Source organism: Corynebacterium sp. (assembly GCF_030826625.1).
Lineage (GTDB): Bacteria > Actinomycetota > Actinomycetes > Mycobacteriales > Mycobacteriaceae > Corynebacterium.
This window is the reverse complement of the sequence record NZ_JAPJNQ010000066.1, coordinates 1-11,820: the sequence shown is the minus strand read 5'-3', so window position 1 is coordinate 11,820 and position 11,820 is coordinate 1. Positions and strand designations below refer to the sequence as shown.

Genomic DNA, 11,820 nt, shown 5'->3' with positions numbered 1-11,820 from the left:
CAACTGTGCAGCAAGCTGCAAGATTTGGGCTTGCTCGGCCGGTGTAATGGAATCGTCGGCGAGAAAGTGTCGTAATTGTGTCATCAGCTTCCTTTAGTGGTGAGTTTGTGGTGTGCTATCAGGCCAGACCGGCCAGAATCGAGCGCAATCCATCGACACATTCGTCGACGTGAGCACGCTCGATGATCAACGGTGGAGTCAAGCGAACAACCTTGTCGGATGGAGCGTTCAGGATCAACCCGTGCTTTAGGCCTTGGCTCACCACATCTTTTGCACGAGCAGTCTCTAAAACCACGCCCAGCATCAAGCCGATACCACGGACCTCTTTCACACCAGCCAGAGATTCCAAGCTGCGACGCAAGTATGCACCGGTGTCGACAACGTGATCCAAGAATTTCTGATCGAGTGTGTCGAGTACCGTGCGTGCGGCCGCTAGCACCACGGGGTTTCCGCCGAAAGTGGTTCCGTGTTGGCCGGGCTGGAAATATTGTGCAGCTTTTCCGCGAGCAAGCACTGCTCCCAGCGGCAATCCGCCACCAAGTCCCTTGGCCATCGTGACAACATCGGGGGTTACCCTGGCATATTCATGGGCGAAAAATTTTCCGGTTCGCCCGACACCCGTTTGGACTTCGTCGGCTACCATGAGGATGCCGTATTCGTCGCAAAGCTCGCGTACGGATGCTAAAAATCCCTCTGGCGCCGGGATAACCCCGGTTTCGCCCTGGATCGGCTCAGCAAAAATTGCGGCGATATCATCAGGGTTTTCCTCGACGATCTCGCGCAGTTTTTCGGCATCGCCGTAAGGATAGAATTCGACCCCACCAGGCAGTGGCTCGAATGGGGCGCGCTTATCCGGCTGGCCAGTCAGCGCCAATGCGCCCATCGTACGACCGTGAAAGCCGGCTTCCGCGGCGAGAACTTTGCCGCGGCCGGTAAGCCGTGCGATTTTAAACGCTGCCTCATTCGCCTCGGCACCAGAATTGCAGAAGAACACGCGAGTGCTTTCGTCGGTGCCGTCCGCGAAGCGCTTCTTGAGCGTTGTTGCGACCTCCACCGCGTGCGGGGTGGCAAAGATATTCGAGGTGTGCCCCAACGTCGCAATCTGTGTGCTGACAGCCTCGACGATCGCCGGGTGTGCTTGCCCCAGCACGTTGACGGCAATGCCTGCGAGCATATCGAGGTAACGATTGCCCTCGGTATCTGTGAGATACATGCCTTGCCCGCTGCACAAGGTGATAGCGGGCTCGCCGTAGTTATTCATCAGTGCATTCGCCCAATCATTCGTTGCTTCGTCCGTCATGCTTGATCATCCTTTCGCAGTACGGTTCCGCCCGGATAGTCTGCGCTGCGGTGATTATTAGGCAAGACCATGGTGCCGATTCCGCCTTCGGTCAGCAGCTCGAGAACTACCGAGTGCGCTACTCTGCCGTCGATCACGTGGGCTGCGTTCACGCCTCCGTGCACTGCGTTTAAACACGCTTCCATCTTTGGGATCATGCCGCTGTCTAAGTTCGACAACAATTGAGTTAGCTCATCGACTTCGATCGTCGAGATTAACGAATCACGATCCGGCCAATCCTTGTAGAGCCCCTCGATATTGGTCAGTACCAGCAATCGTTCCGCACCGATAGCAGACGCCAACGCGCCCGCCGCTGTATCGGCATTGATGTTGTAGACCTCGCCATGGTTATCCGGCGCGATCGTCGAGACCACCGGAATTCGACCAGCCTCAATGATATCAATCAAGGCCTCAGGATTGACATTGACGATATTGCCGACATTTCCGATATCAACCTGGTGGCCATCAACCTCGACGTAACGCTTTTCAGCGGTAAACAATCCGGCATCTTCTCCAGATGTTCCTACTGCATAAGGCCCATGCGAATTGATCAAGCCCACCAGATCGCGACCAACCTGCCCGAACAGCACCATCCGGACCACATCCATTACCTCTGGAGTGGTTACCCGGAAACCGCCTTTGAATTCACCCTCTAAGCCGAGCCGCTCCAGCATCTGGTTGATTTGTGGGCCGCCGCCATGGACCACCACCGGGCGTGCGCCGATTGTGCGCAACAGCACCATATCTTTGGCGAAAGCTGCTTTGAGTTCATCGTCGACCATGGCATTTCCGCCATACTTGACGACGATGATCTTGTCGCGTAGATGCTGTAACCAAGGCAAAGCCTCGGACAACACCGCCGCGCGGTCATGGTTATTCAGTCGATCGAGCATTGGATGGCTCCTTATGAGCTGTAAGCAGAGTTGATTTCGACGTAATCGTGAGACAAATCAGTAGTGCGCACGAAGGCACTCCCCGGCCCGCCTGTACCCAAATCGACGCGTACTTCGATATCGGCGCCTGACAAATCCACCTCGCGCGCCGCCGGAGTGCCCGTGGTGGCCTCGCACACGGCGTGGTCGTTGAAATAGACGCTGATGTTGTCAGGATCCATATCGGCATCAGCCATACCCACAGCCGCTAACACCCTTCCCCAGTTCGGGTCTGAACCAAACATCGCGCACTTAAACAAATTGTCGCGGCCCAAAGTGCGCGCAGCATTCAAAGCGTGTTCATCATTGGTGGTTCCTTCAACAATAATTTTCACGCGCTTGGTCACGCCTTCTGCATCAGCTTGCAGTTGGTCTGCGAGATCCGCGCAAGCAGCAAGCACCGCGTCGTTCAGAGCTTCTTGGCTGGTGGTGTGCCCGGAAGCACCATTAGCCATGATGATCACGGTGTCATTCGTGGAAGTCGAACCATCCACATCGAGGGTGTCAAACGTTACGGCCGTGGCTGCTCTCAGAGCAATATCAAGCTGTTCCGGGGTGGCCGAAAGGTCCGTCGTCAAGCACACCAGCATCGTTGCCAACGACGGTGCCATCATGCCTACACCTTTGCCCATTCCGCCGAGGCTCCAGCCATCGCCTTGCACCAGCGTTTGTTTGACGGTGGTATCCGTGGTCATGATCGCACGAGCTGCACCCGCGCCGTGCTCAGGGCTCGAGCCGAGGACATCCGGTAGTTGCCCAATCCCAGCGACGACGTTTTCCATAGGCATGGGTTCACCAATCAGACCGGTCGAACACACCGCCACGTTTGCTGCATCGAAGCCAAATAGCTGCGCTGTTTCGGCCTGCATTTTCTTCGCATCGCGTAAACCGAGCGCGCCATTACAGGCATTAGCGTTACCCGCGTTGTACACCACAGCGTGCAGACATCCGTCGGCAAGTGCTTGCCGCGAGACGGTGACTGGTGCTGCCACCACACGGTTGCGGGTAAAAACTCCCGTTGCGGAATACTCCGGGCCATCGTTGACGATTAAGGCTAGATCAGTGTTGCCAGAGACTTTGATGCCGGCTTTGACACTCGCGGCACGGAATCCCTGTGGCACCGTCACGCCGCGGGCATTGAGCGCAGACCCCGAATTACGGGCCTGCTGCGCCTGCGTTGTTGGGTTTTCAGTGGAATCCGAATGCGTCATTTCATGTCCTCACGAAATTGCTGGTAATTGATTATTTCGGCGGTGGTTACTACAGCCTTTACGGTGCCAAGCCTTGGTGCGTGAGACCAGCAGTTTCGTCGTAACCGACCATCAGGTTCATGCACTGTACGGCTGCACCTCCAGTGCCCTTCGTCAGATTGTCGAGGGCTGCAGTAACCAGCAGCGTCTGAGTGGATTCATTAATCTCGGCCTGGATCTGACACAGATTCGCCCCGATCACATGCTGAGTTTCTGGTTGTTGCCCCGCAGGCAATACCTGCACAAACGGTTCATCAGCGTAGAATTCTGTAAAAATTTCAGTCACTTTATCCTGTGCGACGGGTTCAGTTAAGCGTGCCGTAGCCGTCGTCAAGATTCCCCGTGTGGTCGGGGCAAGCACCGGGGTGAAATTAATGCAGTAGTTCTGCTCAGCGATTTCACGCAGATTTTGCACTACCTCGGGATTATGCCGGTGTTTACCTGCGGTGTTATAGGCACGCAGGTTTCCGGTGGTTTCCGCCCCAAGCAGTGCAACCGCGGCTTTTTTCCCGGCCCCGGACGTTCCGGTAATCGACACGATATTGATCGCAGGTTCGATGATTCCGGCTGCCACGGCAGGCATTAGTGCGAGAGTCATACCCGTCGGAAAGCAACCAGGCACGGCAACTTTGCTTGACGACGCGATCTCGGCGCGATGATTCGGCATTTCCGGGATGCCATACGGCCAATGTCCGGCGTGCTCACCACCGTAATAGGCCTGCCAATCTGCACTGTCACGCAATCGGAAATCTGCTGCGCAGTCAATGATGATGGTCTCACCCGGTAACCGTTGCGCAAGTTCTGCAGAATGACCGTGCGGCAGACCGAGGAACACAACATCGTGACCAGCGAGCACATCGACCGTGGTTGCTTCGATCGTGCGGTCGGCTAGCTGCGGCAGGTGAGGCATCTGTGAGGACACTGGCTTACCCACCTGTGAGTGTCCGGTAAGCGCACCGATGCGCAGTTCGCCACTACGATACTTCGGATGGTTGAGCAACAGACGAAGAATTTCACCTCCTGCATAACCGGTGGCTCCTGCTACAGCTACTGAAATGGTCATGCAGCCACTCTAGCAAGTTTTATGCAAAAGAATGCAAATTATTCATTGCCATTCGATTGGCATCGTGGGCAACCGATCTCATCGGTACCAATCGGCGCCCATCTGTGCCCGTCTGCGCGCAGTGAATTCAGCTATAAATTCCAGGCAATATACAAAATGTTCAACAAATCACTTGTTTTTCGTGACGAAGCTCTATTACGCTAATAACACTTGGGCGTCGCCCGTGTCACACTTTTCATTCGTAGTTTGTAGTGATTGCCTAACACGACGCTGCGGCTCCCATTACAAGCAAGCAACTAGAAGGCGAGAAAGTCACATGTCAGAACAAACCCCGAAGCCACACGGTGGCGCAATGGGGCCTGCAACAAACGGAAGGCGTGAATCCTACCTTGACGAAGACCAGGGTCTTTCCAAGGGAATGGGACAACGCCAACTGCAAATGATCGCGATTGGGTCTGCAATCGGTACCGGTTTGCTATTGGGTACCGGTAGCCGTTTGGAGCAAGCCGGTCCGTTCCTGGCAGTCCTCTACCTCATCTGTGGTTTCTTCGGATACATCATCCTGCGCGGGCTTGGCGAACTCATCGTCTACCGTCCGTCGTCCGGATCTTTCGTTTCCTATGCCCGCGAGTTCTACGGCGAAAAAGCTGCATTCGTTACCGGTTGGCTGTACTGGGGAAACTGGGCGATGACTATCGTCGCCGACTCCACCGCGGTGGCCTTGTATATCCTCTGGTTCGACCGCTACACGTCCGTCTTGGACAGCATTCCGCAATGGGCATTGGCCCTGGGCGTGGTGGTATTCATTTTGGGCTTCAACATGCTCTCAGTGAAGATCTTCGGTGAATTGGAATACTGGTTCTCCCTGATCAAGATCGTCGGCCTGCTGGTCTTCATGGTGTTGGGTATCTGGGTTGTCCTCACCGGCCACCCACAGGGCTACGACACAGGCTTCCAGCTCATCAGCGAAGGTGGCGGCTGGCTGCCAAACGGCCTGCTTCCAGCGATCGTCGTCATCCAGGGTGTTGTTTTCGCCTACGCCGGTATTGAGCTCGTCGGCACCACCTCCGGTGAGACCAAGAACGTCGAAAAGATCATCCCGAAGGCAGTCAATGCGGTTCTGTTCCGCATCATCTTCTTCTACTTCGGCTCGGTCATGCTGCTGACTCTGGTATTGCCGCATACCGAATACATTGCTGGTGTTTCGCCATTCGTCACCTTCTTCGATTCCTTCGGCATCGGCGTCGCCGCACCAATCTTCCAGCTGGTCTTGATCACCGCTGCGCTGTCGTCGCTGAACGCTGGCCTGTACTCCACCGGCCGCGTGATGTACAACATGTCTATTTCTGGTTCGGGTCCGAAATTCGGTAAAGCATTGTCCAAAGACGGTGTCCCATATGGTGGTATTCTGCTCGCCGGTGCGATCGCTTTCGCTGGTGTGTTCTTGAACTTCGTTGTGCCAGAAATGGCCTTCGAGATCGTGCTTAACCTTGCTGCGTTAGGCACCATGGCCAGCTGGGCTGCAATCAGCCTTGCGCACTGGAAATTCGTCAAATTGTCAAAGACCGGTGAATATGAGCGTTCCAGCTACGCGAGCCCATTCAACTCCTGGGGCGATATCGCAGTTGTGATTTTCATCGGAGCTGTGATTGTTCTTATGGCCTTTGACTGGCCAGTCGGAACCTACACACTGGCGGCATCGCTGGTGCTCATCCCTATGTTCTGGATTGGCTGGAAGGCGTGCAAGCCAGAAGTAATGGCTCAATTGGAGGCTCGTCAGGCGCGAATGAACGCGTACAATAAAGGAAGCAACAGCCAAGAATCTGGCGAATAAAAGCTTTCGAAAGGCTCTTCCGACTCGGTTCAGCGGAATCGATTCGGAACTAAGAACCACAACACGAAAGGAGACCACGGACTAATGGTCAAATTTGTAGATGTAGACAACATGGCACGCTGGATCCAGCGCGAAGGCGTCGAGAAGATCATCACTGGTATGGTCAGCTACCTCGAAAAGGACTACTCAGAGTGGGAGCGTTTTGACCTCATCCCTCGCGTAGCTAGCCACACCCCATTCGGTGTCATCGAGTTGATGCCGACTTCAAACGGTGAAGAGTACTCCTTCAAGTACGTCAACGGTCACCCATCAAACCCAGCACGTGGCTTCCAAACCGTTACCGCATACGGCATGCTTGCCGACGTCGACAACGGCTACCCAACATTCTTGTCAGAAATGACGCTGCTGACTGCTCTGCGCACCGCAGCCGTTTCTTCCATGGTGGCCAAGAAGCTTGCGCGTCCAGACTCCAAGACCATGGCAATGATCGGTGCAGGTTCACAGGCTGAATTCCAGGCACTGGGCTTCCGCGGCACCCTGGGCATCGAAGATATCCGCATTTACGACGTCGATCCTGACGCTTTGGAAAAGGTTCGTCGCAACCTGGAACCACTGGGCTTCAACATCACTGTCTGCTCCACCACCGAAGAAGCCGTCGAAGGTGCAGACATTATCACCACCTGTACTGCTGATAAGGCACAGAACCAGATTCTGGGAACCCAGCACGTCAAGCCAGGCGTTCACATCAACGCTGTTGGTGGCGACTGCCCAGGAAAGACTGAGCTGGTGGAAGAAATCCTGGATATGTCCACCGTATTCGTGGAGCTGCCTGAGCAGACGCGCATCGAGGGTGAGATCCAGCAAAAGCCAGATGACTACGAAGTAGTCGAGTTCTGGAAGGTCATCACTGGTAAAGAAAAGGGTCGTTCTTCTGACGACGAGATCACCTTGTTCGACTCCGTCGGATTCGCAATCAACGACTTCTCTGCCCTGCGCTACCTGCGTGACGATGTCGCCGGTTCTGAGCTAGAGACCGACATCGACCTGATCGCCAACCCAGATGATCCGAAGGATCTGTTCTCGCTGGTAGCAGAGGTGCCTTCGCTGGTTTAAGCTTTCACCGGCTGGCCAGGGCCTGGGCCTGGCGCCATGGGCTACGGGTCGTGGCGCCACAAGTCGCAGGCGCAAACTTGGGCCAAAACCGGGCACGAATGCAGAAATCGTGGCCAGATTTACAAATAGTGGCTTAAAAGTAGGCAGTTTTCGAACACTATTTGTAAAAGAGCGCCCTACCGCACGGTAGGGCGCATTTTTTATGCCCTGGCGGGCCTCGCGAGTACAGGCAGCCCCGCCAGGGCTTACGAGCTCGGCGGGGCATCGAGCCGAACGCCCACGCCCCGCCAGGGCGAAACAAGTTTAAGCGCGCATCTGCGCACCCAATTCGACTCGTGCTTTCTCCGCAGCCTGCACTCGGTATTCATTAACCTCTTCGTCGGTCAACGTGCGATCAACGGCGCGGAAAATCAGGTTAAACGCCAGCGACTTCTTGCCGTCGCCAAGCTGCTCACCACGGAAGACGTCGAAAAGCTCGACGGATTCGAGCAACTCACCAGCTGCGGATTCCACGACGCGACGCACCGTTTCGGCAGGAATCTCGTCGTCAACAACCAACGCCAGATCTTGGTGCAATGCAGGGAACGCTGACAAACGCGGTGCCGGGAAGCTCTCCTGCAACGGCAGAGCGGAAAGATTAAGCTCCATCGCGCAAGTGCGAGCTGGCAGGCCCAGAGCCTCCAGAACTTGCGGATGCAGTTCGCCAGCATGACCCACGACAGTGCCCGCCACGCTCAGCTGTGCACAACGGCCTGGGTGCCACGGCAAGTATTCCGCATTAGCAATCTCAAGCTCTACCCCAGCAGCACGCGCGACGATACGCGCGGACTCAATCGCATCAGCATAGGTGTAGTCACGTCCAGCACCCCACGGTCCGGCGAATTCTTGTTCACCCGAACCTACGGTCGCAACGTGCAGCGGCTGGCGTGGCAAGCTGTCAACCACAGAAGCAACCGTGGCATCGTCCGGGCGCGAAGCAACCGACGGCATCGGCGTATGATCAGCGACCGCAAAGCTCACCTGCTGCACACCGAACAAAGCGACCGAATCACGACCGCGGGCGGCGTTACGACGCACCGCATCGAGCATCGACGGCAACAGGGTCGTGCCCAACACCGCGTGGTCGGATTCCAGCGGGTTTTGCACGGCGACGGTGTTGCGCCGTGGGTCATCAGCGTCTAGCCCCCAAGTATCGAAGGTGTTGTTGGCGATAAAAGGCGTCGGCAAGATCTCGGCATAACCAGAATATGCCAGCGCATGGCCTACGGCGCGGCGACGCTTCTGCGCAGGACTCAGGCCACGACCAGCCGATGGGGTTGGCAGGATGGTCGGAATGTCTTCCAGGCCCTCGAGGCGCAAAACCTCTTCCACCAGGTCGACGGGAACACCGAGGTCGGAGCGCCACGTCGGCGGAGTAACGCTGAGCTGCTCGCCTTTCTTGACGACGTCTGCTCCAACTTCTTCCAAGCGGGCGACGACGGCTTGCTCTGGGTAGTCGACGCCAGCAATCTGCGATGGGAATCCCACCGGCATGGAGATTTCTGGCATGACTGGCAGCTCACCCTGCAGCGTGCGGGTCGCCTCGATGGTGCCGCCGGCGATCTCTGCGAGAAGCGCACAAGCGAGATCCAAGCTCACCTCGACGAGCGCCGGGTCCACCCCGCGTTCGAAACGGCGCGATGCCTCCGAGGACAGCTTGTGGCGGCGTGAGGTACGCGCCACGGTAATCGGATCCCAGTTTGCGGCTTCGAAGAATACGTCCGTGGTCTCATCGCTGATCTCCGAGGTCGTACCACCCATCACGCCAGCCAGCGACTGGATTCCGCTGTTGTCGCAGATCACGACGTCTTCAGCGTTCAGCTTGCGCTGCACGTGATCCAGCGTTTCGAATTTTTCGCCTTCTTCGGCGCAGCGACCGTTCAGCCCGCCCTGGATCTTGTCAGCATCAAAGGCGTGCATCGGCTGGCCCAACAGCAACATCACGTAGTTGGTGATGTCAGTGGCCGCGTTCACCGGGCGCTGGCCCGAAAGCATCAGTTCGCGCTGCATCCACCACGGAGATTGCGCCTTCGGATCGATGCCGGTGACTTTGCGCAGGCCGAAACGACGGGTCTTGGTGTCTTCGGCGATGTTGAGTTCTAGCGTTTCGCCGTTTGGGCTCGGAACGCCGTCGGTGCTCAGGCCGGCCACCGACGGATCAACCGCAGGATCGACATTTTTCAGGTCGAAAGCCGAAGCGATCTCGCGGGACAGTCCACGGGCGGAAAGCGCATAGCCGCGGTCCGGGGTGATGTTGACGTCGAAGATGACGTCGTCAAGCCCCAAGTATTCGCGGGCATCCTCGCCTGGCTGGCCGGCGTCGACAGGCAGGGTCAGGATGCCGTCAGACTTATCGGTGAGGCCCAGTTCTGCCACCGAGCAAATCATGCCGCAGGACATTTTTCCGTAAGTCTTACGTTCACCGATCGCGAAACCGCCGGGCAGTACGGTGCCAGGCAGCGCGATGACCACCAGGTCACCCTCGGCAAAGTTGCGCGCACCGCAAATGATGCTCTGCAGCTCACCAGTGCCGTTGGCCTCGCCGACGTTGACTTGGCAGTAGCGGATCGGTTTTTTGAACTCGGTGAGTTCTTCGATCTCTTCCACACGGCCGAAAACCAGCGGGCCGGTGGTTTCTTCGATCGGCTCGTAACCTTCGGTTTCAAAGCCCACGCGGACATAGCCGGCGTCGAAGTCGGCAGGCCCGACGGACCATTGTGGATTGTGCTGCTTAAGCAAACGGGTAACCCAGTTCTGGGTGATCAACATTGTTGTAGCTCCTTATTCTGGGTCGTCGGTTAAGCCTGGATGCCGAATGGCAGGGTGAATCGAAGGTCGCCTTCGACCATGTCACGCATATCTGATAGCCCGTTGCGGAACTGCAGGGTGCGCTCAAGGCCCATTCCGAAGGCAAAGCCGGTGTATTCGTTCGGGTCTACACCAACGACAGTCAAGACATTAGGGTTGACCATGCCGCAGCCGCCCCACTCGATCCAGCCTGCGCCGCCCTTTTTGTTTGGGAACCAGACATCAACCTCTGCAGAAGGTTCGGTGAACGGGAAGTAGTTCGTGCGCATACGCGTAGTGGTCTCCGGCCCGAACAGCGTCTTTGCCAGGTGGTCCAGGGTGCCGCGCAAATGTGCCATGTTCAGGCCCTTGTCGACGGCCAATCCCTCGATCTGGTGGAACACCGGCGTGTGGGTGGCATCGAGCTCGTCGGTGCGGAAAACACGGCCCGGGCAGGCAATATACAGCGGAACCTCGCGCTCGAGCATGGAACGCACCTGCACCGGTGAGGTGTGTGTGCGCAGCACCTGTTGCGAGCCAGGCTTGCCGACGTGGAAGGTATCCTGCAACGTACGTGCTGGGTGGTCTGGTTTGAAGTTCAAAGCATCGAAGTTGAAGTATTCGGCTTCGACCTCGGGACCGTCAGCGATCTCCCACCCCATGCCGATGAAAATGTCGGAGATGCGTTCAGAAAGCGCAGTAATTGGGTGCAGCGCACCGGTTTGGTGGCGCGTCGTCGGGATAGTGACGTCAACTTTTTCGCGGACCAGCTGCGCCTGACGTTCCTGCTCTTCTAATTGCGCATGAATGCCGGCATAAGTCTTTTCCACTTTGCCGCGCGCCATGTTGACCGCCTTACCGGCATCTTTCCGCTGGTCTTTTGGCAGGCTGCCTAACGACTGCCGTGCGCGTGGGATGTAGGCACCGTCACCCAGGTGCTGCCGACGTGCTTCGGAGAGTTCTTCGAGCGTTGTGGCGGCAGAGATCTCGGCGATTGCTTTGTCTGCGGCAGCAGCCAACGCTTCTTGGCTCAGGTCAATATTTGTTTCGTTATCTGGTGCATTCGACACGTCAGCAAAACCTCGTGATGATCGTTAGTTGGTTGATCGTTTGATTCCAGTTAATGTGCAACTTCTCATTATGGCACCTGCTAGTTTAGCGACCAGCAGCAGCTAACTGTTAGCTGCATATCCTGGTGTGCTGCCTATTTACTGGCCCTGGCTTGTGCCTTAGCCGATTCGTACAGGCAAATTGAAGCTGCCGTTGCCAGGTTGAGCGATTCCGCGTTTCCGCGGATCGGAATAGAAATGCGGTGGTCTGCACGTGCCGCGACGTCGTCGGCCAGCCCGTGTGCTTCGTTGCCCAGCAACCAGGCCGTGGGTTTTTCCAACATGCCGGATTCTTCGGCTTCTTCCAAGGTGATCTCACCGTCAGCAGCTGTAGCCAAGATCTGCAGATTTGCC

At 56.7% G+C, this 11,820-nt stretch carries 9 protein-coding genes; 2 read left to right on the top strand and 7 right to left on the bottom strand.

Annotation, left to right across the window (positions count from 1 at the left end; translation table 11 throughout):
• Nucleotides 1-118: 118 nt before the first annotated feature.
• From RCH87_RS08290 to argC, 4 genes are read right to left on the bottom strand one after another with little or no spacing between them, the layout of a single operon-like run.
• The gene (locus tag RCH87_RS08290) at nt 119-1,300 is read right to left on the bottom strand and encodes an acetylornithine transaminase (protein ID WP_306516240.1); all 1,182 of its coding nucleotides are present in this window, start codon (nt 1,298-1,300) and stop codon (nt 119-121) included.
• Nucleotides 1,297-2,232 (bottom strand): acetylglutamate kinase, encoded by a 936-nt coding sequence (gene argB / locus RCH87_RS08285; protein WP_306516239.1) that lies wholly within the window; start codon nt 2,230-2,232, stop codon nt 1,297-1,299. Before argB ends, RCH87_RS08290 begins: the two co-directional genes overlap by 4 nt.
• Nucleotides 2,233-2,243: 11 nt before the next feature.
• Nucleotides 2,244-3,482 (bottom strand): bifunctional glutamate N-acetyltransferase/amino-acid acetyltransferase ArgJ, encoded by a 1,239-nt coding sequence (argJ, locus tag RCH87_RS08280; RefSeq protein WP_306516238.1) that lies wholly within the window; start codon nt 3,480-3,482, stop codon nt 2,244-2,246.
• Between the two features lie 58 nt (nt 3,483-3,540).
• A complete protein-coding gene (gene argC / locus RCH87_RS08275; RefSeq protein WP_306516237.1) occupies nt 3,541-4,584 on the bottom strand; it encodes an N-acetyl-gamma-glutamyl-phosphate reductase in 1,044 nt (347 codons plus the stop codon).
• Between the two features lie 316 nt (nt 4,585-4,900).
• On the opposite strand from argC, the gene RCH87_RS08270 reads away from it, so the two are divergent.
• On the top strand, nt 4,901-6,418 hold the full coding sequence (locus tag RCH87_RS08270) for an amino acid permease (protein WP_373690956.1): 1,518 nt from the start codon (nt 4,901-4,903) through the stop codon (nt 6,416-6,418).
• A gap of 84 nt (nt 6,419-6,502) precedes the next feature.
• Nucleotides 6,503-7,531, top strand: a complete 1,029-nt coding sequence (locus tag RCH87_RS08265) for an ornithine cyclodeaminase (protein WP_306516236.1) — start codon at nt 6,503-6,505, stop codon at nt 7,529-7,531.
• Between the two features lie 303 nt (nt 7,532-7,834).
• On the opposite strand, the gene pheT is transcribed toward RCH87_RS08265, so the two are convergent.
• From pheT to RCH87_RS08250, 3 genes are all read right to left on the bottom strand, one after another.
• On the bottom strand, nt 7,835-10,339 hold the full coding sequence (pheT, locus tag RCH87_RS08260) for a phenylalanine--tRNA ligase subunit beta (RefSeq protein ID WP_306516235.1): 2,505 nt from the start codon (nt 10,337-10,339) through the stop codon (nt 7,835-7,837).
• A 29-nt stretch (nt 10,340-10,368) separates the two neighbouring features.
• Entirely contained in the window at nt 10,369-11,427 is a 1,059-nt protein-coding gene (gene pheS / locus RCH87_RS08255; RefSeq protein ID WP_306516234.1) for a phenylalanine--tRNA ligase subunit alpha, read from the bottom strand.
• Nucleotides 11,428-11,561: 134 nt separating this feature from the next.
• A partial coding sequence (locus RCH87_RS08250; RefSeq protein WP_306516233.1) for an RNA methyltransferase occupies nt 11,562-11,820 on the bottom strand: 259 nt, incomplete at its 5' end.